Below are 26,069 nucleotides of genomic sequence, written 5' to 3' on the forward strand. Positions count from 1 at the left end.
GCGATGAAATACTTTAAAACAACATATTTTTATAGATTATTAACCGTTTTATTTGTTCTTTTTTCATTGCAGAGTTGCAGTGATTTTTTAGAACAAGAACCCGGCTCTCAAACATCGATTACGGAACAATTAGCAACAAAAAAAGGAATGTTGAGCGCTTTGAATGGCACTTATGGATCGCTTGAAGCAAATGTAAGAGGTGAGCGATTTGCAGTTTATGCTGATTTACAAGGCGGAAATCTTAAATTTACACCCACAATAACTGGTAATAATAGGGGTCAGATTACTGTTCCTATCAACTTAGAAAATGTATACTCGTTCCAAGATCTGGCACAAGAAAGTGACTTCACGACCTTCTATGATGCAAGTTATGATGTCATCAATCAAACCAATTTAATTTTAGAATATGTAGATGCTTTGCCCGATGCCACCGATGTTGAAAAAAAGCAGATTAAAGCCGAGGCTTTAGCAATAAGAGCCTATTCCCATTATTTACTAACTTTAATTTACAGTCAGGCTATAGGAAATACGGGCCTAGAGATGCAATTAGGAATTATCTATAACAAAACAAGTTTATCGGGAGGCATTACGTATCCAAAACGAGAAACTTTGACAAGCACTTATTCTTTAATTATTGAGGATATCAAAGTGGCTTTGGATCATTTTTCGGATAATTCTTTGTTAACCGGACCATCGTACTCCTATTTCAACCGTGTAAATGCGAAAGCCTTATTGGCGCGCGTTTATTTGTCTAAAAACGATTGGCAGAATGCTTTTGAAACGGCAAACGATGTTATTTTAAATGCTGGAGTTTCATTAACCCCAAGTGAAAATTATGTTTCGCAATGGGAGCAAACAAATGTTCCACTTGCTGAAAACCTGCTAGAATTCTCAGTTCCCAGAGACAGCGGTGGCGACGTTGGAGGTTCTTTGTCCAGTTATTTTGGGTATTTTTCAAATACAAATTACAATAAATATGTGGCTTCTCAAGATTTATTAGGACTTTACGAATCTACTGACATAAGAAAGCAATTATTTCTAGAAAAAGCACTTCCTACATTGATAAATGGGGTTTTTGTAAATGTAAATTATTCTTTTACCAAAAAGTTTCAGGATAATCCGGGATATTCAGCCTTCAGGTTAAGTGAACTCTATCTTATTCGTGCCGAAGCAGCCTTGGAACTTGGAGATCTAGAAACTGCCAAAAACGATATCAATACTATAAGAGCTAGAGCAAAAGCGATTTTATTGACCACAACTGATAATTTAGAACAAGCCTTGTTACTGGAACGTAGAAAAGAACTTTGTTTTGAAGGGCATTTGTTTTTTGATTTGGCCAGAAGAAATAAGTCTGTAGCAAGAATCGACGGATGCTTGTCGCAAAACTGTAGTTTGGATTTTCCGTCTCCAAAATTTGTGTTGCCAATTCCAAGCAAAAATATTAATCTTAATTCAAACTTACAGCAAAATGAATCCTATTAAAATTATATCGATAGCCGTTTTGATCCTAAGCCTGTTTACCGCTTGCTCAAAGGATGATTATCAATTAAGTACTAATGCTGTTGATCCCTTTGTACGTTTCAATGTATTAGTAAGCAGCAATAATGTCCCCTTGGCGTATCCCGCATTGAACAGCGCATTAGTTCCAGTGAGCAGTTACACGAACAGATCAGTGAAACCATTGAAAATTCCGGTAACGCTAACCTCTTCTACCTTGAAAAAACCTGTTTTTGTAACCTACAGCATAACAGGAACTGGAGAGAGCAACAATTATAGCGTAAAACCGTTGAACCAAATCTCTTTTGCGGGAAATCAACTTACGGATACTATATTTTTGTCTTTCGACAAAAGATGGAATACAAAACAAAAGATTACTTTAAAACTAGAAGAAAGTTCAGATCCAGCCATCACTCTTGGAAATTTGAATACTGTTGCTCCCAATAATAGTTTTGAAGTCAATCTCGATGAGGTAAAAACCACCTACACTTTTCCGATAAACAGGTTTGAGATAAAAGGCGAAATAGGAGAAGAAATTGTTTTTAAAGTTGATTTCCCAAATGGTTTTATACCTTCGGAAATCAACACCGATAGGATTTTTGAGTTTTTAAATGGTTTCAATTATACGTTGACTCACGATGATTTTGGAGACAATAGAAACAGCATAACCTACCGTTTGAAACTATTGGAAAACATAAATAATGATGATGTTTTTTATCAAACGAATATTGCATTAGTAAATTCGGATACGTATACGACTACAGGAAATACCGTGCTCCAAATCGTGAAACCTATTAAATCCTTCCGAGATATTGCTACTAATACAGCAGCAAATTTCTATGATTTATCAAATCCATTTTACCTGACTTATGGAGAGCATTGGTTTGATAGAAACGGAATTTGTGCATGGCAAACTTTTAATGCATTTACCTTTCCAGTGGTCGTTCCTGCTGGTTCAGAAAACGCTATCTTATATAGCGATAAAGGAACCCCAAGCACTACAGATGATGTGTATCATCATGCTTTTAAAATTGGGTTTAATGTTGCTACCGGGACTAATACAACTAATTCTTTCGGTTTGAAACGATGGTTTTCTAATGAAAGTGTTTCCGCTGCAAATTCTCCAGGATTTAATATTACTTCGGCGCTTGAATTTTTCCCTGAAAATGGAAATAGTAAAACTAAAGGTACTGTTTTAGTGATTCCGCAATACATCACTATTGCAGGAACAAATGGTAAAAGTTACAGCATAGGAATTTCTGGCGGTGGAACGTACAAAGAAATTAGTGCTGGATTATTTGAAATTTCATTCGAATTAAAAGCAAACAATATAGCCCTTTTTGGCGGAACTGTTTCCGCACAATACCGAATTTTTAATAACAGAGTATATCCAAAACCGGCTCCAATAACTGAGAGTTGTCTCAAAGAAATTAGTCTATAAAATTATTAATAGTAGTTACAAATGAAAATAAAACACATCATACTTCCAGTCGCTTTATTGATTTTTTTGTCCGCTTATAAAACAGATGACGAAAACGAATATATTGACATACAAGATTTAAGGCAACTGTATTCCAGCGGAAATCCAGCGTTATGGCCAAAACCTAATTTGGACAAGAATGTTGACAAAACCACTTTTCAAGATATTGGGCCACTACCAGAGATGACTTACCCAGAGTACAATAAATACTCTAAAGAAAAGGCCTTTTTGGGTAAAACATTATTTTTTGATCCTCGATTATCAGTAAGCGGACAAATAGCGTGTGCCTCCTGCCACAATCCGGAATTGGGCTGGACGGATAATCTGACACGTTCTTTTGGTCATAACAGACAAAACGGAAAACGAAATTCCATGACTATTTTAAATTCAGGGTATGCCAAATCATTGTTCTGGGATGGTCGTGCTTCCAGCTTAGAAGATCAAGCCCAGTTTCCTATTGCAGATCCTTTAGAAATGAATGAAAAACTGACCATTGCCGTAGATAAAATCGTTGGTGTAAAAGGCTATGGCAAATTGTTTACAGAGGCTTTTGGTGACGAGAAAGTTACTTTGCAAAGAATTCAATATGCTATTGCTACTTTTGAACGTACAATAAAAAGCCCAAAAAGTAAATTTGATCAGTTTGTCAGTGGAAAATCGGAGGCGTTTACAGACCAACAAGTAACAGGATTGCATTTGTTCAGAACTAAAGCGCAATGCATCAACTGTCACAATACCCCTTATTTTAGCGATAATCAATTCCATAATGACGGACAAACATTGTTTGGGACCAAAGATGAAGATTTTGGTCGTTACAATGTTACTGGAGATAAAAAAGATCTTGGAAAATTTAGAACGCCAACTTTAAGAGAGGTTGTCAATACAAGACCTTGGATGCATCACGGACATTTTCCAAGTTTACTAGATGTGGTGGAATTTTATAATTTAGGAAATCCTTCCGCTATTCAGAAGAGATATTTAGGAACAGCTCGCGATTCTTTGATTCCGGTAACTTCACCAATTCTTAAAAAACTAGATTTAAACAGAGCCGAAATCAATGCGCTTTTAGCTTTTATTGAAACACTAAGCACTCCAAACGGCCGAATTGCAACACCAAAAATGCCTCAATAACGGTTCCTAAAAGTATATTTCCAACATTTTTATTAACACAAACAATTTTATAAGAACCATCAATAACTGCGTTGGAATTTTCAAGATTAACCGTTCCTAAAAAGCTTCAGAGAAATCTGAAGCTTTTTTTTCAAAATAGCTATGACTATTTAATTTTAAATAAATAAATTCTTCCATGGATCAAAAAAATTAAAAGCTAAATCTATATCAATCCCAACTTCTTAAATTTCTTGCTTTCTATCATAACCATTAAAATGAACTTTGCTTGAACAAATAGGATTGAAAAACCTACTCGCCATCTCTATTTTTGCTTATATCTATGTCTACTCTTTACCTTTTTAGCACATAGATTATCTTCCAGAATTATAGGTATTGAAAATAATACTTAAAAAATTACTTTGGACTACGTATCAAAACCGATTTATAGCACAATAAAACGGCAGTATGTATATTGAAAAAAGGTAAGTATTGGAAATAGCAAAAAGGTAAAGATGCTCACAGCTTAAGAATTCAGGTAAAGCCTGGAGAAACAATTACCCTTGAATTCGATTCTTTTCATATTATCGCTATATTACTGAATACCTACTAACTCAAAAAAATAGCTACTTAATAAAGGGTTCTATCGAACCTAAGAAAACTAAATTAGGCATTGATTACCACATTTAACTAAATAAAAAAACCTATACGACAAGTCATACAGGTTTTCAACCAACTAAGTTTATTATAATTAAATATCCGAAACCAACTAAAATCTTTATTTGAAAAATAGTATCTAACGTAATTCTAAATTAATCCTCTGAAACAATAGCTGAATTTCTATTCGTTGTTACATCTAATAAAACGGTTATTCCTTGCTCGTTCAACATCGTCATGTTCAAGGTATCCAAAACAGCTAAATTTTTAGAAACTAAACCCTTAAATCTATTATAGGAAATATTCATTTCTTTAAGATTGTTTAAGTTTTCTAATTCAAATGGAACTTGACCATCCATCTTGTTATCAAACAAACTGAAATTTTCTAATGCAGTCATATTTTCAACATCTCTGCTCAATCCGCCTACCAGTTTATTACTGTTTAGCAACAATACCTTCATCGTTTTTACATCATAAAGAGAATTTGGAATTTCTCCAACAATTTCATTGTTGAATAAAGATAAAACTTCTAATTGCTTCAACGCACCAATTTGCATTGGCAATTCTCCAGTGAGTGCATTCATATACAATTCTAAATCTTTCAAATTAGCCATATCACAAACTGAAGCAGGAATTGATCCAGATAAATTATTAAAAGAAAGATTCAATACTTTCATTTCTTTTAGATTTCCAATAAAAACAGGTATCATTCCCGATATCTTATTTTTATGTAAGTCTAATTCTTGAAGACCAGTCAAATTTAGAATCTCCGTTGGAATTTCACCTACTAAATTGTTATCCGCTAATCGTATTGAGATCACTTTATCATCTTGAAGTTTAACGCCATACCATGTAGAAACTGGCAATGACAAATCCCACTTATTAATCCATTGCTTTCCATTTGTAGCTTCATATAATTTCACCAAGGCCTCTTTCTCTGACTGAGAAACATTTGCAAGCATTGAAAAAGAAAATAAAATGGATAAAAGTAGCGTAGGTATAATTTTCATGACTGGAATTTTAATTTGCACATCTAAAACTACCTACAAAATAGTTAATCAGCAAATAAAATCGACAAACAACACAATATTTCCCTTTATTTACAGAAATAGCTTACTTTTAATTTCTAATTTATTCTAACTTTAACTTTTTAATGCTGTTTTCATAAGCGACATAAAATTGTAGAAATCCATTTTTAAGACCTTGATATTCAGATTTTAATGCAACTAATTACTGGAAGCAATCTGTGCCCCTTTTTTATTATAATTGAACAAAACTAGCGCAAGGAGCAAAGGTTTTAAATAAAAAAAATCGTCTTGAGACAATCAAGACGATTTTTTTCTAAATTTTTTCTATAGCCTGCGCCAAATCAATATCCTTATCCGTGACTCCACCAGCATCATGAGTGGTCAATCGAATAGTCACCTTATTATAGACATTAAATAATTCCGGATGGTGGCTTCTTTTCTCTGCCATCACTCCTACTTGTACAATGAAACCCAAAGCTTGAGTAAAATCAGCAAATTTAAATTTTTTCTCAATTCCGCTATTGTTAAATGTCCAGCCTTTTAGCTCTTCCAAATGGGTTTGAATGGATTCCTCTGAATAGGTTTTCATAATTTATTTATTTTATCATATAAAGTTACTTAATTTCTAGACAATCAATGATACTTTAACTTTATTAACTAATTTTGAAAAAAACATTTCTACTCAATTTGAACACCGATTATTCCTTTAAAATTTATACTTCAACAGCGCAACTTCCTTTAAATTGGGATGATGTAGCAATTTCAACTATATTTTTATCCAAAAAATACTTAGAAGTTTTAGAAAAATCGTCTCCTGAAAACATGATTTGTCATTTTATTGGCATTTTTGAAAAGGAGACTTTAGTTGGCATTTCCCTTTCTCAATTTCTAAATTTGAATAAATTAGCCTCTTTTGGAGAAAGAGACCAATGTATAAAAACTGCCGTCCGCAATATTGTTTTTAGAAATTTCGGATCACAAGTTTTGGTCCTTGGAAACAACATGCTAACAGGACAAAATTGCTATGCTTTATCCGATTCAATCGATAAGAAAAAAGCGATGAAAGCCTTATATTTCGCTACAACGGAATTAAAAAAAATATTTAAATCTAAAGGTGTTACTATTCATATTACGACCTATAAAGATTTTAGTGAGGAAGAAATCAAAAACTTCGCCATTCCAGAATTCGAAAATGATTATCAATTTTCGACACAACCCAACATGATTTTTTCCATAAATGAAAATTGGAAATCAGAGCATGATTACATTGATTCTCTTTCAAAAAAATACAGAGATCAGTATAAAAGAGCGCGTAAAAGGGCAACTGACATACAGAAACGAAAATTAAATCTGGAAGACATTATTTCACTGGAAGACACCATTTATGAGCTGTATTTTCATGTTGCTAAAAATGCTCCTTTTAATACTTTTTTTCTACCAAAAAACCATTTTAGAATTTTTAAAGAAATCTTTAAAGACAAATTCCTTTTTTATGGTTATTTTATTGGCGAAAAACTAATTGGCTTCAATACTTTAATAAAAAATGGAGCAATCATGGATACGTATTTTCTTGGCTATGACGACAGCATTCAACGAGAAAAGATGCTTTATTTAAACATGTTATATGATATGATTGCTTACTCCATAAACAAAGGCTTCAAGGAAATAGTTTTTGCTAGAACAGCTTTGGAAATAAAAAGTTCTGTTGGTGCTAAACCCCTAAAAATGTATGGACTTATAGCGCACAACAATAGATTGGTAAATCCTTACATGTCAAAAATATTCAAATATCTAGAACCCGAAAGCATCTGGCAAGAACGAAATCCGTTTAAATAATTTGAATTGGAGGATTAGGAATTGCCACTTTCATTTGTTTGGGTAGAATTTCAATAATCAACTTGGTTTCGGTTCCGCAATATTCTCCATCAATCTGAAAACTAACTGGAATGTTTGTTGTTATAAAGGCTTTATCAGTCGAAATAATCTCTACATCATTTACATCGATTGGCATATTACCCGTTATGATTTTGCCTAATACCACCAAATCCATATTTTTCAAAATAACCAATTCAAATTTCCCATCATCCATTATACCATTAGGATTTATGGAAACCCCAGTGCCATATTTTTGAGAATTAGCGATTACAATCATTCTAGCTTCACATTCTATCGTAGGAAAATCACCGGTAATGGTCGCGATAAATGGATCTTCTAAATCAATCAAAGTGTTTACGGTTTGCAGTGCGTACCCCCATTTTCCACGAATACTGCTGTTTTCATAGTTCTTAATCATTTCTGCATTGATTCCCAAATCGCTTAAATGAATGCTTTTTTTTCCGTTAATGGAAACCATGTCAATTTCCATATAACCATTTTGAAAAGCGATTTCCAAATTTTCTGAAATCCCAGAGGGTAAATTTAAATCTACAGCTAAACCATTGGCGGAACCGACTGGCAAAATACCAATGATCACATCAAGAGTTTCCATGGCTTCCGCCACCATTTTTATTGTGCCGTCACCTCCCGCTACAATAATTCGCTTTGGCGCGTAGGTTGCATAAAGCGCTTTTATATTGTCACTATCTGAAACTCCAGATGTATTATAAATCACTAAATTCAAATTTTCCTTTTCCGCAAAAAAAGCGACCTCATCAATAAGATCAGACTTATCAACGTCTCCCGAAATGGGATTAACAACTAGGATTACGTTATTTTTCAAATTTTATTCTGTTTTATTGATTTAAAACCGTTAAATTCATCTTTTATCAAAAGTACTACAATATATGAAACCAATTTTAAAATTATATCGAGGTTATGCTAATGAACAAGAATTAATTGTCATGGGACATGTGTTCAAACCCACATCGATTGAGGAGTATAATTTTCAAAAAAAGAATCTAAAAAACGCTACTTCTGTTATCAAAATGTTCCAAATAAAAACTCAAGCTAATGCTGATGTCTATCTAAAACACAACAATTCCAAAATTCATACCAAAACATTAGCGGACGGTTATTTCAAATTTTGTGTGCCTTTAGATCAAGACAAAAACTACGGCTGGATTGATTATGAAGTTAGTATTGTTTATAAAAATGGAACCATTACTACGAAGGATAGTTACATTAGGCCACACAAAGGAAATTTAGGAATTATATCTGATATAGATGATACTTTTTTAGTGTCACATACGCTAAATCCGTTGAAAAAATTATATGTGCTGTTGTTTAAAAATGTAAATAAGAGAAAAATATATGAGGACGTTGTCACCCATTATCAAGCTTTAAGTACTGCAGGAAGAGACAATAAAGAAGAGTTTAATGCTTTTTTTTATGTTTCCAGCAGTGAATGGAATTTGTATCGTTTTATAACAAAATTCACCGAAATCCATAAACTTCCAAAAGCTGTTTTATTGCTAAAAGATATTAAAACGAGTCTAACCGATTTCTTCATGACTGGCAGAGGAAACCACAATCATAAATTTGATAAAATAAAACATATCTTAGAATTTTACCCCAATTTAGAATATGTACTCCTTGGGGATGATTCGCAACACGATCCTTTTCTATATGAAGCGATTTGCAAGATTTTCCCTGTAACAGTAAAAGCGGTTTACATACGACAAACTGGCTCCACTAAAAAAGAACAAATTATGACTGTTATGAAAAATTTAGAAACATTAAATGTTTCTATTTGTTATTTTAAAAATAGTAGTGAAGCCATTGCACATTCCAAATCAATAGGAATTATTGCATAAAAAAAGAGCTCCATTACGGAACTCTTTGCTATTATAAATGATCAATTTCTTCTTGAACAACTTCCCAATCCAGCAGGAGTTTGTCTAATTCTGCTTTTTTCTTATTGTAGGCAGTAAAAAATTTTGCATCTTCAATATGCTTATCATAATTAGAAGCTAACATTTTATCGTCCTGCTGTATGTTTTTTTCTAATTGCTTAATTTGGCTCTCCACTTTGCTTAGTTTGTTTTGCAATGCTTTTCCCTTTTTCTGGTCTTCATAGGAAGCCTTGTTACTTTCTTTAGGTGCGGCAGCTTTCTCAGCATCTTTCTTCTCCACTTCGCGCATGTTTTCCATATTGCGTTGTTCTAAAAAATAGTTGATATCGCCTAAATATTCTTTGATTTTTTGGTCTTTAAATTCATATACCAAATTTGACATTCCTTGCAAGAAATCCCTATCATGTGAAACCAGTAATAAAGTCCCACCAAATTTTTGAAGTGCCGCTTTCAAAACATTTTTTGATTTAATGTCTAAGTGATTTGTAGGCTCATCCATCAACAACACGTTAATAGGTTGTAATAATAATTTACACAACGCTAAGCGATTTCTTTCGCCTCCTGAAAGCACTTTTACTTTTTTATCTACATCATCACCTCTAAACAAAAAAGAACCCAGCATATCACGCACCTTCATCCGGTTTGTATCTGCTGCCGCGTCCTCCATAGTTTGCAATAAAGTAATTTCACCATCCAAATATTCGGCTTGATTCTGAGCAAAATAGCCTAGTTGTACATTATGACCTAATTTAATGTTTCCTTGATACTCAAATTCATCAACTATAGCTTTGATAAAGGTAGATTTTCCTTGTCCGTTTTGTCCAACAAATGCAATCTTGCTGCCTCGCTCTACTAACAAGTTAATATCTTTCAAAATCGTAACATCACCGTAGCTTTTAGTTACATGCTCCGCTTCGATAACAACTCTTCCCGGCTCTTTAGAAACAGGAAAAGAAATATTCATCACTGAGTTATCATCTTCATCGACTTCAATACGTTCTACTTTATCTAGTTTTTTAATTAAAGATTGAGCCATCGAAGCTTTGGAAGCTTTGGCACGAAATTTTTCAATTAATTTCTCCGTCTCTTCAATTTTTTTGGCTTGATTTTTTTGCGTTGCCAATTGTTTTTCACGGATTTCATGACGTAATTCTAAATATTGAGAATAGGGTTTATTAAAATCATAGGCTTTTCCCAGCGAAATTTCAATGGTCCTGTTGGTGACATTATCCAAAAACATTTTATCGTGAGATACGATAACCACCACACCTGGATAATTACGCAAAAAACTTTCTAACCAGATAATACTTTCTATATCCAAGTGATTCGTTGGCTCATCCAGTAACAAAACATCATTGGCTTGCAACAATAATTTGGCTAATTCGATCCGCATTCTCCAACCACCAGAAAATGTTTCCGTTTGATTGTCAAATACTTCTCTTTTAAAACCCAATCCCAAAAGAATTTTCTCCGTATCCCCTACATAATTATACCCTCCCAATAACTCAAATCGATGGGTATAATCTGATAAATCTTCTATAATTTGACTGTATTCATCACTTTCATAATCAGTACGGGTTATTAACAAATGATTAATCTCCTCCAGCTTTTTTTCTACAATTTTTATTTCCGTAAAAGCTTCATAGGCTTCTTCAAGAACTGTTCTACCTTGCTCAAAATCAATGTCCTGACGCAGAAACCCCATACGGATATCTTTCTCTTGAGATATAACCCCTGAATCAGGAGCAAAATCTCTAGCCAACATTTTAAGCATGGTAGATTTTCCGGCTCCATTTTTCCCAACAAGACCAACTCTGTCTCCGGCACCTAATCGAAAGGTAACTTCTTCAAATAAATAAGTACCACCAAAAGAAACAGATAAATTGTGTATATTAAGCATGTATTGTGATTTTATTCCTTTTCGAATGCGTAAATTTGTAACTCCAAAAAAGGAAAAATTAAATTTTTTGCAAATGTTAAAAAAAGGATCCAAATTATATAGCATTTTAACAGGAACTTGTCCAAAATGTCAGAATGAGAGTATGTATTTAGATAAAAATCCACTTCATTTAAATAAAATATTAAAAATGCATGAAAATTGTAGTCATTGCGGCTTACATTATCAAATTGAGCCTTCCTTTTTTTATGGTGCGATGTACGTTAGTTACGGCTTAAATGTTGGCATAGGAGTTGCAGCCTTCATTATCTCATTTTTATTTTTAGGATCTAGTCTTAAAGTAGCTTTTATAGTAATTATCGTTTCACTTCTTATATCATTCCCATTCGTTTTACGTTGGGCTAGGAACATCTACATTAACATGTTTGTTTCCTACGATTCAAAGAATAAACTGAAATAGTTTTACTTCTTTTCTTTAGTTTTAAATCGTCTAATATCAATAGCAGCATCTAAAGGAACTTGGTATTCAATAGAGTCAAACAGTTCTTTTGCCATTGCTGGCCCCAGCATCACACCTCTAGTCCCCAAGCCGTTCAAAATATGAATAGCTTGGTGATTTTGTAGCGTTCCTACTAACGGCCGTCTGTCTTTTACCGTAGGGCGAACTCCCGCAAAATGGGCTATAATCTCAAAATCACAGGTTATTATTTCTTGTATTCTTTCTACCAATTCGGTTTTACCTTCTTCTGAAGGCAAATTTGTTTTATCTTTCCAATTGTAAGTTGCACCTACCTTGAATAAATCATTGCCAAGCGGTAAAATAAAGACGCTCGTATTAACTATTACATCTAAATCTAATTTGGGTGCTTTGATTATAAAAAGCTCTCCTTTTGTACCGTCTAATGGTAGATCCTTAAAAAAAGGATTTGCATGTATACCAAAACCCTCAGCAAAAATAATATGCTTCGCCTGAATATCTTTATAGCGAATACCACTTGTTTCAAGCTGTAAAGCGTCATAATCAAAAGATTCTTCTTGAAAAAGCGTATGGTCGATCAGGTAGGCTCTATACTTTTCTATTAACAAAGCAGTATCCACATAGCCTGTCTGTAAAACTTCACCATATCCATAAGGAGAATCAATTTCAGGATATTTTTTAGAAATTAATTGAGTGGATAAAAAGGGAGCTAATGTTAGCTTATCAGAAGCCGCAAACCAATTATTCTGTTCTTCAACAGAAAAGAATTTCCGTAAGATGGGCCTTTTGAAATCAACGGTACATTTTAATTTTTCCTCTAAAACAGCATAAAACTGTTCCATTAATTCTAATTGTTCCTTCGCTTTCCAAACTTCACTAAAGCGCTTTAAAATAACTGGATTGTATAGCCCACCAGCAATTTTAGAGGAATTTTGGGAATTATTATCCATGACAAAAATAGATTTACCATTTTGCAAGGCCTTTTCTGCAAAAGAAATCCCTGCTAATCCACTACCTATAATTAAATAATCAATCATATAAAAACTCTTTAAAAAACGAAATACAAAGAAAACCCTTTAAAACAAAAAACTCTTACCATTACAGTAAGAGTTTTTAAATAATTTTTTAAGAAAAACTAATAGTTCCACATGTCTGATTCAAAATTGCGAATTTTATCCTTCACTCTCTCGGATTCTAACAGCTGATTTTGTGCATTATCTTTCATGTATTCTTCAATAGATCTATCTCCATACACATTTTCTTCTTTATAAATAACCGCGTTAAAACGTCTTGAATTTAATATTTGGTCAAATGAAACGGGCATTGCTGAATTTTTATCATTGAAAGCTTTTGCTTCATGCAAAACCTCTCTAGCAGCAGGAAAAAAGATCCAAAATAGTTCAATATAATCTTTTTCATCACTGTTGACCGTGTAAACATCTGGAGTAACAGGACACAATCCTAACAAACGATATTTCAATTCACTTTGACGCTTGTCAAAATACCAATATCCTTTAATTTTATATTGTGTTACATCTTGTGCTGATAAATCTGTTCTCAAAATATACTCATCAGAAATTTGATTTCCAGCGTTAATTTGTTCTCTACCCGCATCCGTCGTATCAATTCGTGTTAGCGACCCCTGAATGTCTTGCAACGATTTCTTAGTGTTAAAATAGCTGTCGGTATACACTTCCGTGATTTCACCATTTTTCATTGCTTTGGTCAACACATCATACAAAGACCTTCTATCTGATCCTATGTTTGCAGTATCAATTGGAAAGTACAAGGCAAAATTAATTTTTTCGCTCAAGTCTATAATTTCCCAAGTAGTCTTTCCCATCAGAACATCTCTATCATGCACATAACCGTAAGCTAAAGGCTTATCGTTATCTGAATCAAGTTGAGCAGCAGTTTTCAGCCCTATTTCTTCTGGAATTTTTGCATTAAGCAGATTGGATTGCGCTACTGACGCAAAACTTCCGGAAATAGAGATAATGGCGATTAAAAAATTTCTTACATTCATCATGTTATCCTTATAAGATATTGAAATAGGTTACCAAAACCTACTTATTATTGTATTTCAAAAATTACTGGAGCAGTTCTTGGCAATAAATAACTACCTGCTCCGACAAGTTTAGTTTTAATTTCAGAGATTGTTACTTGATCTCCTCTTCCTGCTTTTGAAAGAACCGCTTTACATTGCGCATTCAATCTATTTCCTTGAACAACAACTGTAGGTTGACCAGTTACTTTTAAATTAAATCCAACAACATTTAAACCAACTTCAAAATCAAAATCCTCTAATTTTGCTCCAATAGTAGCAATTTCAAGATTAGATTTAGGTCCTTTAACCACACCTGTTTCTCCTCTAATTGTTCCTGTTGGACCTGGAATTCCTTTGATTCTAAATACTTTTTTATCATTCGCAACTTTTCCGTCAGACATTTTACCAGAAACGCTTACTACAACTTCATTACCTCCACCAGGATTCATAACGTACTTGCCATTACCCACCTTTGATAAACCTGGAGCAGAAGCATTAACAGCATTATCCGGAATACCAGCAAATGAAATCGTCATTGGATTAGATACACCTCTATAGACTACGTTCATTTTGTCTGCTGAAATTGTAGCAGAATTAGGTCTTGGTACAACAACATATTTTCCAGCGAATGGTAAAGGAATTGTTTTACCATCTTCAACAAAAGTAAATTTTCCCGAAATATTTTGCTCACCTACTCCTCCTGCGGTTAAAGCTATTTTAGCCTGACCTGTAGCTGGATCCAATCTTGCACCAGTAACATTGGTAGGTTTAGTATTCTCGTCATAACGACCCAATACTACTTTTCCTGTAACTTTCTCTCCTTGAAAGTAAGCATTTTTATCTAATACCACGATAGCTTGATAATTACTATAAGAGGCAGCAGCAACAGCCGCTTTACCCAATGCAGTACTATAAACATCTGATTCTGCTTTTTTAACATCATTCTGCCATGCAGATAATTTTGCCAATGATGCTACAGCTGGAAAACCTTTAAAATGATAATCTAAATAAGGTATCGCTATTCCATCTTTATTTTTCACATCTGCCAAACTAAACTTAGTTTGAACTTCAGATAAAATTGGTGCTAATTTTTTATTATCCCCTAAAGCCAATTTCATATCCGCTTTATACTTTTCAATTGTGGCAATAACTTCTTTCCCTTTAGCAGAATAACCCGCGGGGCTAAACCATAGATTATCAATATTATCTCCTTTGTCCATTTCCTCGTAAGGCAATTTCCCTGTTTCAGGATCTACCTCTGTGCCTACTAAAACCTGTGATTTTATTGATTCAATATAATCATAAAAGTTCTTTGTGATAACCTCTACTTTGTGAGCTGTGACTGCCGCTATTTTAAATTCTCCACCTGCTTCAGCCGCTTTTGCATCTAATCCTGCTAACATTTGAGCATTTGACTGCACGGCGGAAGAGTTAGAGCCTTCAAATTTTTCGTTCATTAATCCAAATGCAGATAATACTTCTTTGGACATATTTAATGCTAACATTGCGATAAAAACCAGGTACATTAGGTTAATCATCTTCTGTCTAGGGGTTAGTTTTCCTCCTGCCATATTTTCTAAATAATTAGTTTATTGTTTTTGTATAGTTCGAAACTAATTATCCTTTGTTACTCATTGCAGAAAGCATTCCTCCATATACGTTGTTTAAAGACGAAAGATTAGAGGTCAATGACTGCATTTGATCTTTTAATTTTAAGTTATTTTCAGCAACTTCTTCATTTATTTGGGCATTTCTAGAAGCACTTTGCAACTGTATTTTATATAAACTATTTAAAGATTCCATTTGGGCTGCAGCCAAAGTTAATTCTTCACTGTATTTTTTAGTAGAATTAATAGAATCCACAGTAGGAGCAATTCCCTTAGCCGCTGATTCGAAATTTTTAATACTACTTCCTAAACTAGCCATTAATTCCCCATCAATTTTAGCGTCTTTTAACATGGCGTCTAATTTTTGAGATAACATTCCTTGTGCATCGTGTTCAGCTACTACTGGTTTAGCAATAGCAATAGCATTTTTATCTTTAAGCTGTGGGTAAACCATTTCCCATTTATATTCGTCATCAACTGGCTCAAAAGCAGAAAGCGCAAAAATAGCTGCCTCTACAACAAGACCAATCGTAAGCATAAGATTACCCGTAATTGGACCAAATTCAATATGGGTAATTTTGAACAATGCGCCAATGATTACAACCGCTGCTCCCATACCGTATGCGAAATTCATCGCCTTTTTGCCTAATAATGCCATAAAAATGTAATTTAAAATTTAATAGATTTGGTTTTTTTGTTTATTTTTTCTTTTTCCCGTTGCCGGTGGTTTGAATTCCCATGTAATCTTGAACGGTTCTAAAACCAATGTAACTTCTGGCTGAATCAGCATATTCATAATCTCTAGTACTTACTTGTAGGAAATAAGCAACATCTTTCCAAGAACCACCACGAAGTACCTTACGCTTATTGGAAGCATCAAGTACATTTGGATTCATTGAGGAAACATATTCATAAGCATTTGGATCATAAGAAGAATCCGTCCACTCCGATACGTTACCTGCCATGTTATAAAGATTATATCCATTTGGCTCGTATGATTTAGCTTCAACAGTATACAACGCTTCATCAGCAGCATAATCACCTCTATTTGGTTTAAAATTAGCTAAAAAACAACCTCTATCATTTTTTGTGTAAGGACCACCCCAAGGATAAGTCGCAGACTCAAGACCCCCTCTTGCGGAATATTCCCATTCTGCTTCTGTAGGCAATCGGAAAGAATTGATCAAATCTTGACCTTTCTTTTTTGATTTAACATAACTATTTTTATTTAATGTTCTCCAAGCACAAAATGCTTTTGCTTGTGTCCATTTCACTCCAACAACAGGATAATCACCATACGCTTTGTGCCAAAAATAATCATTGTGCATTGGCTCATTGTAAGAGTAGGCAAAATCCTTAATCCAAACAGTTGTATCAGGATAAACATTAACTTCTTCTGTTTTGATAAAATCTTTTCTTCGTCCTACTTTTGCTTTGGCAGCAGCCTGAATATCCATCCAAGAGTAGCGGAATTTTAATTTATTAACATCGATAGTTCTTAAACCATTGTATGACTCCTCTATTGGCAAATACATAGCGTCCATCACTTCAGCGTAATACGCATCAGGATACAATTTAGTATCTTTAATTAATTTTACTTTTTTATTTAGTTTTCTACCAGCGTAAGGATCATCAGCAGTTCCTACACTATAATAATTGTCATACATGTACTTATCATACGCTGTCATTTTCTCAGGATCTGAGTCGTTAAAGGCAAAATCACCAATACTTCCAGCATTTTTTCCTTTACCTGTTCCAGCTGTTTGACCGCTTTCATCAGCTAGAATAGCCAAACGAACTCTCATTGTAGAATCTTTTACCCATTCTACAAATTGACGGTATTCACTATTGGTAATTTCCGTTTCATCCATGTAGAAGGAACGAACGGTAACCGTTTTTGTAGGAGCATCTTCAACATTAGCTAAATCAGCATCTGATTTACCCATGATAAAAGCACCGCCTGGAATTAACGCCATTCCATACGGCTTCTCAGGATGCCATTTTCCTCCATTAATACCAACTAATTCTCCTTTGTCGCTTGATTTACCACAGCCAATTAAAAGGGTCAAAATTGTCGTAAAAGCTATGAACTTCTTCATATAAATTTGGTTATCTATTCATTATTTTTAAGTGTGTAAACCTATTTATTATTTTTTAGAAAAACAATTTTTTTACACTAAACAAACTGTTTTTTATAAAAAAATCATAAATAAGTAAAAAAAGATTCTAAACGATGTTTTTTCTTTGGGCTTTCCACCATCTTTCAGGTAATTCCTGATTGCAAGCCAACAAATATTCATCATAAGAACAGGGTAATAACGTGTTTCTTTTTAATTTATTATTAACATTTGAAATAAATGGAATTTCTATCCACCAGCGATCTGTTTTATCACTTTTATAAAAAACAAGTTCTTCTTCTTCTAGCGGTACATTGTACTTTATATAATTTTCTTTGCTTCCAAATGGATACTCATTAGAACGATAATGAAATCCTTCTATAAAATACCAAATAATCTGTGCAATAATGACTGATTCTTGTGCCGAATTATTATGGTTGAAAATCCCAAACGAAGAAACCTTGTCGCTTATTCCTGCATAACGGGCCAATGAACAAATTTCTTTTCCGTTAAAACCATTAGGTTGAAACGAAATGAAATTACCAGAATCAGCTGATTTAATGGAATGTAAATCTATGCTTACAACATCTGCATCTCTAAACACAGGCTCCGAAATAGAGATATTATTTGACACTTCCCCTAACCTGTAGGCGTCAAAAAACAATTTCTCTATTAAATCAATTTCCTCCTGTGAATTAAAATACGTTTGATACCCTATATTGCAATAGTTAAAAAGATTGTTAGGCTCATCAATGATTATTTTAGTCAAATAAGAAGAAGCTGAAACATCTTCATTTTCTTTCCCAAAATCAAATTTAGAATCGATGGAAACTAGGTTAACCATCTGTTCAAGATCATCATATCCTCTATAAATGGCGTACGTTAAATCCTGAGAACCTCCAATTACTATGGGAGTAATTTTCTTTTTGATTAAGCTCGCAACTACTTTTTTTAGAGCAAAATAAGTGTCTTCAACGGAATTGCCAGGCAGAATGTCCCCTAGATCAGCAATGGACGCATTCCAATTTCCTGGAAAAAGTCCGTATAATTCCTTTCGCACCGGCGTCAAATCACTATCGGAAATAGCGTTATTCGAACCTCGATTTTCCAAAACACCAATTATTGCAATTTTAATTTTGTTTAAATCTGGGAATTGTTCCGTGGTATGCAAAACTATTTTACTCCCTAATTGCTGAGAAGTTAATCCGTCTAGATATTCTAAGACTTCATTCGCTATCGGTTTTAGAAAATCAAATTCCATTGTATTATTTTTTTCCTCTCTCCTGCTCAAATTTCGGGACATTGCAAAATTTCAGCAGTCAAGGTTGTTATGAATTAAGAGTGTGTTATTTCTTTTTTGCAACTGCTTTCTTTACGACTGCTTTCTTAGCAACTGCTTTCTTAACTGGAGCCTTTTTTGCCGCCACTTTTTTAGCTGGAGTTTTCTTAGCTATCATTTCCTGAACTTCGGCTAGGGTCAACTTTGTTGCATCTACCTCTTTACTCAATTCAATTTTGATTTTGCCTTTGGTAATGACGGAGCGTCCCCAGCGAGCTTTTTCCACCAAAATTCCTTCTTCCTCCCAATTATGTAAAACCTTATCAATATTTTTCTGCAATTTGTCTTCAATCAAAGCTTCAATATCCTGCTGCGACAAATTATCAAAATCATATTTTTTACTCACATTGATAAACACACCGTCCCATTTGATAAAAGGACCAAAACGACCTACTCCTTTTTGAACTCCTTCGCCTTTGTAAACCGCAATTGGAGCATCAGCAAGTGCTTTTTCATCAATTAATTGTTTGGCTCTATCAAAATCTACGTCTAAGGGATTTTCTCCCTTAGGCAAGGAAACAAAGGCTGCACCATGACGAATGTAAGGACCATAACGGCCATTGCTTACCTCTACTTCTTCTTCTTGATAGTTTCCAAGATTTTTTGGCAACAAAAATAAATTCAGCGTTTCCTCCAAAGTAATGTTCCCAATATTTTGATCGCTCATTAAGCTGGCAAATTTTTTCTCTTCATCATCTGGAGCTCCAATTTGAGCCATGGGTCCAAATTTTCCTAAACGTACCGAAACCGGCTTTCCTGTTTTTGGATCTGTTCCTAAAATTCTCTCTCCACTTTCTCGCTCTGCATTAGCCTCTACGTCTTTTACATTTGGATGAAACTTATCATAGAATTCCTTCATCATTGTTGTCCAAACGATATTTCCATCGGCAATTTCATCAAAATCCTGTTCCACTTTAGCAGTGAAATTATAGTCCAAGATGTTTCCAAAATTTTTAACCAAGAAATCCGTTACGATGGTTCCGATATCTGTTGGAACTAATTTTCCTTTGTCTGAACCCGTATTTTCTTTAAGCAACTTTTCACCTACTTTTCCAGACTGCAATGTCAGTTGTGTATAATTTCTTTCTTGTCCATCAAGATTTCCTTTCTCCACATAATTCCTGTTTATAATGGTAGAAATCGTTGGAGCATAGGTAGACGGACGGCCAATTCCTAATTCCTCTAGTTTTTTTACCAAAGAAGCTTCAGTATATCTTGCTGCAGCTCGAGAATATCGCTCCGTAGCTGTGATGTAATTATTCTGCAATTTTTCATTGACTTTCATCGCTGGTAACATACCTTCTTGCTCTTCTTCATCGTCATCATGACCTTCTAAGTATACTTTTAAAAATCCTTCAAAAAGCAAAACTTCTCCTGAGGCCGTAAAAATTTCCCCGTGATTATTTGCTTCAATTTTCACGTTAGTACGCTCTAATTGTGCATCACTCATTTGCGAAGCCAAGGTTCTTTTCCATATCAAATCATACAATCGCGCTTGATCTCTATCAATATCAACGGTATGACGGGACATATCCGTTGGACGAATGGCCTCGTGCGCTTCTTGAGCTCCTTTACTTTTATTGACAAAAGTTCGAGGCTTAGAAAATTCTTTTCCGTAGGATTTGATGATTTCTGCTTGAGCAGCTTCCATCGCATCTTTAGATAAATTCACACTATCCGTTCTCATATATGTAATGAGTCCCGCTTCGTACAAACGTTGTGCTAATTGCATGGTAATTCCAACAGGTAAATACAATTTTCTGGCTGCTTCTTGTTGTAAAGTCGAAGTGGTAAAAGGGCCTGTTGGTGTTTTTTTGGTAGGCTTAGTTTCTAAGTCGGCTACCTTATATGTGGAACCTATATTTTTATTTAAAAAATCTTCAGCTTCTTTTTTAGTATTGAAATTTTTAGGCAATTTTGCTTTGAATGACTTTCCACCTTCGTTAGTAAACTCGGCAATAACAGAATAACTCGCGATAGCCTTGAAGTTTTGAATTTCTCTTTCTCGCTCTACAATCAAACGTACTGAAACCGATTGTACACGACCAGCAGAAAGCCCTCCTTTTATTTTTCTCCACAATACAGGCGATAATTCATAACCCACTAATCGGTCTAAAACCCGACGGGCTTGTTGCGCATTGACTAAATTATAATCGATTTCTCGTGGATTATCAATCGCTTTTAGGATTGCGGTTTTGGTAATTTCATGAAAAACAATACGCTTTGTTTTAGTTTTATCTAATTTTAATTCTTCGGCTAAATGCCAAGAAATAGCCTCACCCTCGCGATCCTCATCACTTGCTAACCAAACCATTTCAGCTTTTTTAGCTAGTCCTTTTAATTTAGTAACCAACGCTTTTTTATCAGCAGAAACTTCGTATTTAGGTTTGAAACCATTTTCGACATCTACTCCAATTTCTTTGGATGGTAAATCGGCAATATGTCCATAACTTGACTCTACCTGAAAATCACTTCCTAAAAATTTTTCGATTGTTTTCGCCTTTGCAGGTGACTCCACTATAACTAAATTCTTTGCCATATCCCGATTGTTTATGTCGGCAAAAGTATATGATTTTTTTAAATTTTAAGTTTTTTAAATTTTAAAAGTCAAATTCCTCGTTGAAATACAGCCTCTAGATGATTGCAATTGAATTCCATTTTCACAATTATATTGTTTAATCGAGTTACAATTGCGACCGATAAGATAGTGAAAATTTATAACTGAGCACTCATTTTAACAATGAGGCTCCAAGGCTTTAGGTAACTTTCAATCCATCCTATTTAAGGATAAAAAAAAGGTTGAATAATGCGACAACTAACGCTTACAATCAACTTTTATGTAAGCTTCTATAATTTTGAAGATAATGTTTAAAAATAATGCTACGTCCAACGGTGTACTCAAGTTCTTGTTTATAATTTTCCTCAATCTTTTTCAAATCAATAGAAAAAGCTATATCCAAATGAGACATTAAAATATTTAATACCCATAAAAAATAGCTGAAATACACAACTGCTTAGCCCCGATTGTAGTGGAAATCCTTTTTATTTTTTTCTTAAAAAACAAAAAGATTGTAACGGAAAGCGGGAAATAGCTCCTTACTTCGACTGCACTGAGTTGGGTAACTAAAACTTTAAAACAATGTTAATTCTTAGTCTGACATCTTGTCATATTTATTGGAATTCACTTATCTTTGCACTTTAAATTACCCCATGGAGAAGATTATTGAAGAAAGCAAACAAGGCGAAAGCTTAATTTTAGAGAATAAACCCGAGAATACTAAAAAACTTTTTATAGAAAGTTACGGCTGTGCGATGAATTTTTCGGATAGTGAAATTGTAGCTTCTATTTTATCAGGGAATGGATACAATACGACACAAATTCTAGAAGAAGCCGATTTAGTTCTGGTCAATACGTGTTCTATTCGGGACAAGGCTGAGCAAACTATTCGGAAACGTTTAGAAAAATACAATGCGGTGAAACGCATTAATCCAAAAATGAAAGTCGGCGTTTTGGGCTGTATGGCTGAACGATTGAAAGACAAATTCCTGGAAGAAGAAAAAATAGTGGATCTCGTTGTGGGGCCAGATGCGTATAAAGATTTACCAAATTTACTCGCTGAAGTCGAGGAAGGACGTGATGCAATAAACGTAATTTTATCAAAAGATGAGACCTACGGAGATATTTCGCCGGTTCGATTGATGAGTAACGGAATTACGGCTTTGGTTTCTATCACGCGTGGTTGTGATAATATGTGTACTTTTTGCGTGGTGCCTTTTACTCGCGGACGTGAACGCAGCCGTGAACCGCAAAGTATCATGACCGAAATTCAAGATTTGTGGAACAAAGGTTTTAAAGAAATTACGCTTTTGGGACAAAACGTAGATAGTTTCCTTTGGTATGGGGGCGGTTTGAAAAAAGATTTTGCAACAGCATCAGAAATGCAAAAAGCTACAGCAGTAGATTTTGACCAATTACTCGAAATGGTAGCCGTTGGTTTTCCTAAAATGAGAATTCGATTTTCAACCTCTAATCCGCAGGACATGCACGAAAGTGTTTTGCATGTGATTGCCAAACATCCCAATATTTGCAAACACATTCATTTACCAGTACAATCAGGTAGTAACAGAATTCTGAAGGAGATGAATCGTTTGCATACGCGTGAAGAATACATGACTTTGATCGATAAAATAAGAAGAATTATCCCAAACGGGTCGATTTCGCAAGATATGATTTCAGGTTTTCCAACAGAAACAGAGGAAGATCATCAAGACACCTTGAGTTTGATGGACTATGTGAAGTATAATTTTGGTTATATGTATTCGTATTCGGAACGTCCGGGAACTTTAGCAGGACGAAAAATGGAAGACGATGTACCCGAAGAAACGAAAGCCAGAAGATTACAAGAAATTGTCGATTTACAACAAAAACACGCTTGGTTCCGCAGTGAAGAATTCATTGGTCAAACCGTAGAAGTATTAGTAGAGAAAGTTTCCAAAAAATCAACGGAAGAGTTTTCAGGAAGAAATTCCCAAAGTATCACAGTGGTTTTTCCAAAGGAGAATTACAAGATTGGTAATTTTGTGAATGTGAGAATTACTTCCTGTACCAGCGGAACTTTGAAAGGAGAAGCAGTTGGTTTGAGTGAAATGAATTGATTTTTTAACCACAAATTACGCAAATTTTTACAAATTAATTCAACTAAAACATCGAACATGACCGAGTCTAATGAGTATTATTATAAAAAAAATGAAAACTATGAAATAGTTGGCCTTTGTATGGAAGTACACAGAATACTCGGACCTGGTTTACTTGAAATTGTTTATAAAGATGCCTTAGAAATAGAATTCAGAAACCATAATATTCCATATGAAAGAGAAAAAGAGTACAATGTGGAATACAAAGGAATTATTTTGCCTCATAAATTTTATGCCGACTTTGTCATTTATAGTGATATTATTTTAGAAGTAAAATCAATAAAAGAAATCAATAATGATCATCTTGCACAAACATTAAATTATATGAAATTAGCCGACACTCCCATTGGAATAATAGCAAACTTTCAAAATAAATCGTTAGTTCACAAAAGATTAATAAATACATAAAATTATAAATTTGCGAAAATTTGTGTAATTTGTGGTTGAGAAATAAAACATGGATACAGTTCAAGCTATAAAACAACGATTTGAGATTATTGGGAATGACCCAAAACTTAATCGTGCAATAGAAAAAGCAATTCAGGTTGCTCCTACTGACATTACGGTATTAGTAGCGGGAGAAAGCGGTGTAGGGAAAGAGAATATCCCTAGAATTATTCACTCGCTTTCCCATAGAAAACACGGGAAATATATTGCCGTAAACTGCGGCGCCATTCCTGAAGGAACGATTGACAGTGAGCTTTTTGGACATGAAAAAGGCGCTTTTACTGGTGCAACAAATACGCGCGAAGGCTATTTTGAAGTAGCTGACGGCGGAACTATATTTCTAGATGAAGTAGGCGAACTACCCCTTACTACGCAAGTGCGTTTGTTACGTGTTCTCGAAAATGGAGAATTTATAAAAGTGGGTTCTTCACAGGTTCAAAAAACAGATGTCCGAATTGTGGCTGCTACCAATGTTAATTTATTCGATGCCATTGAAAAAGGAAAGTTTCGTGAGGATTTGTATTATCGTTTAAGTACGGTAGACATTACTTTACCACCATTACGCGATCGTAAAGATGACATTCATTTATTGTTTCGAAAATTTGTTGCTGATTTTGCACATAAATATAAAATGCCTCCTTTGAAACTAGACGAAAATGCAGTTCAATTATTGCAGAAATTTCGTTGGAGCGGAAACATTAGACAATTACGAAATGTAGCAGAACAGATTTCGGTTTTAGAAACCAATAGAGACATCTCCTCAGTAACCCTGCAATCCTATTTGCCAGTACAAGGAAGTAATTTACCTTCTGTCATTAAAGACAAAAAGAGTGAAAGTGATTTTAGCACCGAAAGGGAAATCTTGTACAAAGTTCTTTTTGACATGAAAAGTGACTTGAATGATTTAAAAAAACTAACGCTGGAACTGATTCAAAACGGAAGTTTAAAAGTACAAGAGACCAATCAGAATTTGATTAAAAAAATATACGGCTCCAAAGAAAATGATAGTGAAATCGATTTTGAAGAAGAGCCAAGATCTGCCTTAATCGCTTCCCAAAATACTGAAGACGCATACCAAGAGAATGATGATAATTATCTTTTTGCAGAAACAATTGAGGAAGAAGAAACATTGCGTTTAGAGCAAAAAGAAATTGAAATGATAAAAAAATCATTAGAAAAAAATAAAGGAAAACGAAAAGCTGCCGCCGATGAACTAGGTATTTCAGAAAGGACGTTGTATCGTAAAATAAAGCAATTTGATTTGTAGCTTTTTCATAAAGACACGAAGTGGGAAGTGGTTTGATTGAAAATGAATATATTTGACCCAACCTTTAGAACTGACCAAGAAATTTTTAAATTAGAAAATGAAACATATAAAACTAATTCTCCTTTCAATAATTATTTTGAGCATCAATAGTTGCTCGGTTTATAACTTTACCGGAACTGGAAAAATTGACGCAGAAACTTTTCAAGTTGGATTTTTTCAAAATAATGCGGAGTTAATTGAGCCTGGAATTGATCGAACATTCACATTAGAATTACAAGATTTAATCCAGAATCAAACGAATTTAAATTTAGTCAAAAACGGTGCTGATTTAACTTATGAGGGAGAAATCATAGATTATAGAGTTAGTCCAATGACGGCAACGGCAGATCAAAGGGCCGCTCAAAATAGATTAACGATTCGGATAAACGTACGTTTTACCAATAAGAAAAAAGAAACTGATGATTTTGAAAAACCATTTACCTTTTTCTTTGATTATCCAGCAGAACAGCAATTAACGGGAGCCACATTAAATGCTGCTTTAAAAGAAATTTTTGAACGAATAACACAAGATATTTTTAATGAATCATTAGCTAAATGGTAAATTGAAGTTCGTTT

General features: G+C 34.2%; 21 protein-coding genes. 10 read left to right on the forward strand and 11 right to left on the reverse strand.

All coding sequences use genetic code 11. The features are described from left to right. Window positions 1–3: 3 nt before the first annotated feature. From IWX83_RS01450 to IWX83_RS01460, 3 genes are read left to right on the forward strand one after another with little or no spacing between them, the layout of a single operon-like run. Window positions 4–1,482 (forward strand): RagB/SusD family nutrient uptake outer membrane protein, encoded by a 1,479-nt coding sequence (locus tag IWX83_RS01450; RefSeq protein WP_073352700.1) that lies wholly within the window; start codon window positions 4–6, stop codon window positions 1,480–1,482. Then, complete coding sequence (locus tag IWX83_RS01455) at window positions 1,469–2,938, forward strand: hypothetical protein (RefSeq protein WP_196827156.1); 1,470 nt, start codon at window positions 1,469–1,471, stop codon at window positions 2,936–2,938. Before IWX83_RS01450 ends, IWX83_RS01455 begins: the two co-directional genes overlap by 14 nt. A 21-nt stretch (window positions 2,939–2,959) precedes the next feature. Beyond that, window positions 2,960–4,108: a cytochrome-c peroxidase gene (locus IWX83_RS01460; RefSeq protein ID WP_073352702.1), complete on the forward strand. Its 1,149-nt coding sequence runs from the start codon at window positions 2,960–2,962 to the stop codon at window positions 4,106–4,108. Between the two features lie 788 nt (window positions 4,109–4,896). Here IWX83_RS01460 and IWX83_RS01465 read toward each other — a convergent pair. Next, entirely contained in the window at window positions 4,897–5,751 is an 855-nt protein-coding gene (locus IWX83_RS01465; protein ID WP_073352703.1) for a leucine-rich repeat domain-containing protein, read from the reverse strand. Between the two features lie 331 nt (window positions 5,752–6,082). Then, window positions 6,083–6,358, reverse strand: a complete 276-nt coding sequence (locus IWX83_RS01470) for a 4a-hydroxytetrahydrobiopterin dehydratase (RefSeq protein WP_073352704.1) — start codon at window positions 6,356–6,358, stop codon at window positions 6,083–6,085. 98 nt (window positions 6,359–6,456) lie between these two features. Between IWX83_RS01470 and IWX83_RS01475 the strand changes: the two genes are divergently transcribed. Next, on the forward strand, window positions 6,457–7,605 hold the full coding sequence (locus tag IWX83_RS01475) for an 8-amino-7-oxononanoate synthase (protein WP_196827337.1): 1,149 nt from the start codon (window positions 6,457–6,459) through the stop codon (window positions 7,603–7,605). Here IWX83_RS01475 and IWX83_RS01480 read toward each other — a convergent pair. Continuing rightward, the gene (locus tag IWX83_RS01480) at window positions 7,598–8,488 is read right to left on the reverse strand and encodes a diacylglycerol kinase family protein (RefSeq protein WP_196827158.1); all 891 of its coding nucleotides are present in this window, start codon (window positions 8,486–8,488) and stop codon (window positions 7,598–7,600) included. The two genes, IWX83_RS01475 and IWX83_RS01480, sit on opposite strands and share 8 nt — an antisense overlap. Window positions 8,489–8,552: 64 nt before the next feature. On the opposite strand from IWX83_RS01480, the gene IWX83_RS01485 reads away from it, so the two are divergent. Continuing rightward, on the forward strand, window positions 8,553–9,521 hold the full coding sequence (locus IWX83_RS01485; protein WP_196827160.1) for an App1 family protein: 969 nt from the start codon (window positions 8,553–8,555) through the stop codon (window positions 9,519–9,521). A gap of 31 nt (window positions 9,522–9,552) precedes the next feature. On the opposite strand, the gene IWX83_RS01490 is transcribed toward IWX83_RS01485, so the two are convergent. Further along, window positions 9,553–11,460 carry an ATP-binding cassette domain-containing protein gene (locus IWX83_RS01490; protein WP_196827162.1) on the reverse strand — a complete coding sequence of 636 codons (1,908 nt, stop codon included), beginning with the start codon at window positions 11,458–11,460 and terminating at the stop codon, window positions 9,553–9,555. A 73-nt stretch (window positions 11,461–11,533) separates the two neighbouring features. Between IWX83_RS01490 and IWX83_RS01495 the strand changes: the two genes are divergently transcribed. Then, window positions 11,534–11,917 carry a DUF983 domain-containing protein gene (locus IWX83_RS01495; RefSeq protein ID WP_073352734.1) on the forward strand — a complete coding sequence of 128 codons (384 nt, stop codon included), beginning with the start codon at window positions 11,534–11,536 and terminating at the stop codon, window positions 11,915–11,917. Window positions 11,918–11,919: 2 nt separating this feature from the next. On the opposite strand, the gene IWX83_RS01500 is transcribed toward IWX83_RS01495, so the two are convergent. The 7 genes from IWX83_RS01500 to topA all read right to left on the reverse strand — a co-directional run bounded on the left by IWX83_RS01500 (window position 11,920) and on the right by topA (window position 21,584). Then, window positions 11,920–12,972: an FAD-binding oxidoreductase gene (locus tag IWX83_RS01500; protein WP_196827164.1), complete on the reverse strand. Its 1,053-nt coding sequence runs from the start codon at window positions 12,970–12,972 to the stop codon at window positions 11,920–11,922. A 98-nt stretch (window positions 12,973–13,070) separates the two neighbouring features. Continuing rightward, window positions 13,071–13,961: a gliding motility protein GldN gene (gldN, locus tag IWX83_RS01505; protein ID WP_066080755.1), complete on the reverse strand. Its 891-nt coding sequence runs from the start codon at window positions 13,959–13,961 to the stop codon at window positions 13,071–13,073. A gap of 47 nt (window positions 13,962–14,008) precedes the next feature. Continuing rightward, window positions 14,009–15,553 carry a gliding motility protein GldM gene (gene gldM, locus IWX83_RS01510; protein WP_073352709.1) on the reverse strand — a complete coding sequence of 515 codons (1,545 nt, stop codon included), beginning with the start codon at window positions 15,551–15,553 and terminating at the stop codon, window positions 14,009–14,011. 46 nt (window positions 15,554–15,599) lie between these two features. Next, window positions 15,600–16,247: a gliding motility protein GldL gene (gene gldL, locus IWX83_RS01515; RefSeq protein WP_073352710.1), complete on the reverse strand. Its 648-nt coding sequence runs from the start codon at window positions 16,245–16,247 to the stop codon at window positions 15,600–15,602. Window positions 16,248–16,287: 40 nt separating this feature from the next. After that, complete coding sequence (gene gldK, locus IWX83_RS01520) at window positions 16,288–17,688, reverse strand: gliding motility lipoprotein GldK (RefSeq protein WP_196827166.1); 1,401 nt, start codon at window positions 17,686–17,688, stop codon at window positions 16,288–16,290. A 127-nt stretch (window positions 17,689–17,815) separates the two neighbouring features. Beyond that, window positions 17,816–18,967: a formimidoylglutamase gene (locus tag IWX83_RS01525; RefSeq protein ID WP_196827168.1), complete on the reverse strand. Its 1,152-nt coding sequence runs from the start codon at window positions 18,965–18,967 to the stop codon at window positions 17,816–17,818. An 85-nt stretch (window positions 18,968–19,052) separates the two neighbouring features. Continuing rightward, on the reverse strand, window positions 19,053–21,584 hold the full coding sequence (gene topA, locus IWX83_RS01530; RefSeq protein WP_073352712.1) for a type I DNA topoisomerase: 2,532 nt from the start codon (window positions 21,582–21,584) through the stop codon (window positions 19,053–19,055). Between the two features lie 671 nt (window positions 21,585–22,255). On the opposite strand from topA, the gene miaB reads away from it, so the two are divergent. From miaB to IWX83_RS01550, 4 genes are all read left to right on the forward strand, one after another. Continuing rightward, window positions 22,256–23,701, forward strand: a complete 1,446-nt coding sequence (gene miaB / locus IWX83_RS01535; RefSeq protein ID WP_196827170.1) for a tRNA (N6-isopentenyl adenosine(37)-C2)-methylthiotransferase MiaB — start codon at window positions 22,256–22,258, stop codon at window positions 23,699–23,701. 57 nt (window positions 23,702–23,758) lie between these two features. After that, the gene (locus tag IWX83_RS01540) at window positions 23,759–24,148 is read left to right on the forward strand and encodes a GxxExxY protein (protein WP_073352714.1); all 390 of its coding nucleotides are present in this window, start codon (window positions 23,759–23,761) and stop codon (window positions 24,146–24,148) included. Between the two features lie 49 nt (window positions 24,149–24,197). Next, a complete protein-coding gene (locus IWX83_RS01545; protein WP_196827172.1) occupies window positions 24,198–25,454 on the forward strand; it encodes a sigma-54-dependent Fis family transcriptional regulator in 1,257 nt (418 codons plus the stop codon). Window positions 25,455–25,551: 97 nt separating this feature from the next. Then, window positions 25,552–26,055: an LptE family protein gene (locus IWX83_RS01550; RefSeq protein WP_073352716.1), complete on the forward strand. Its 504-nt coding sequence runs from the start codon at window positions 25,552–25,554 to the stop codon at window positions 26,053–26,055. The last annotated feature ends 14 nt before the right edge of the window (window positions 26,056–26,069 follow it).

This window comes from Flavobacterium sp. CG_9.1 (assembly GCF_015751645.1).
Classification (GTDB): domain Bacteria; phylum Bacteroidota; class Bacteroidia; order Flavobacteriales; family Flavobacteriaceae; genus Flavobacterium; species Flavobacterium xanthum.

Bases quoted from the DNA above. Each gene is read 5' to 3' on its own strand.
- IWX83_RS01450 (WP_073352700.1), top strand. From the start codon at position 4: ATGAAATACTTTAAAACAACATATTTTTATAGATTATTAACCGTTTTA.
- IWX83_RS01455 (WP_196827156.1), top strand. From the start codon at position 1,469: ATGAATCCTATTAAAATTATATCGATAGCCGTTTTGATCCTAAGCCTG.
- IWX83_RS01460 (WP_073352702.1), top strand. From the start codon at position 2,960: ATGAAAATAAAACACATCATACTTCCAGTCGCTTTATTGATTTTTTTG.
- IWX83_RS01465 (WP_073352703.1), bottom strand. From the start codon at position 5,751: ATGAAAATTATACCTACGCTACTTTTATCCATTTTATTTTCTTTTTCA.
- IWX83_RS01470 (WP_073352704.1), bottom strand. From the start codon at position 6,358: ATGAAAACCTATTCAGAGGAATCCATTCAAACCCATTTGGAAGAGCTA.
- IWX83_RS01485 (WP_196827160.1), top strand. From the start codon at position 8,553: ATGAAACCAATTTTAAAATTATATCGAGGTTATGCTAATGAACAAGAA.
- IWX83_RS01490 (WP_196827162.1), bottom strand. From the start codon at position 11,460: ATGCTTAATATACACAATTTATCTGTTTCTTTTGGTGGTACTTATTTA.
- IWX83_RS01495 (WP_073352734.1), top strand. From the start codon at position 11,534: ATGTTAAAAAAAGGATCCAAATTATATAGCATTTTAACAGGAACTTGT.
- IWX83_RS01500 (WP_196827164.1), bottom strand. From the start codon at position 12,972: ATGATTGATTATTTAATTATAGGTAGTGGATTAGCAGGGATTTCTTTT.
- gldN (WP_066080755.1), bottom strand. From the start codon at position 13,961: ATGAATGTAAGAAATTTTTTAATCGCCATTATCTCTATTTCCGGAAGT.
- gldM (WP_073352709.1), bottom strand. From the start codon at position 15,553: ATGGCAGGAGGAAAACTAACCCCTAGACAGAAGATGATTAACCTAATG.
- gldL (WP_073352710.1), bottom strand. From the start codon at position 16,247: ATGGCATTATTAGGCAAAAAGGCGATGAATTTCGCATACGGTATGGGA.
- gldK (WP_196827166.1), bottom strand. From the start codon at position 17,688: ATGAAGAAGTTCATAGCTTTTACGACAATTTTGACCCTTTTAATTGGC.
- IWX83_RS01525 (WP_196827168.1), bottom strand. From the start codon at position 18,967: ATGGAATTTGATTTTCTAAAACCGATAGCGAATGAAGTCTTAGAATAT.
- topA (WP_073352712.1), bottom strand. From the start codon at position 21,584: ATGGCAAAGAATTTAGTTATAGTGGAGTCACCTGCAAAGGCGAAAACA.
- miaB (WP_196827170.1), top strand. From the start codon at position 22,256: ATGGAGAAGATTATTGAAGAAAGCAAACAAGGCGAAAGCTTAATTTTA.
- IWX83_RS01540 (WP_073352714.1), top strand. From the start codon at position 23,759: ATGACCGAGTCTAATGAGTATTATTATAAAAAAAATGAAAACTATGAA.
- IWX83_RS01545 (WP_196827172.1), top strand. From the start codon at position 24,198: ATGGATACAGTTCAAGCTATAAAACAACGATTTGAGATTATTGGGAAT.
- IWX83_RS01550 (WP_073352716.1), top strand. From the start codon at position 25,552: ATGAAACATATAAAACTAATTCTCCTTTCAATAATTATTTTGAGCATC.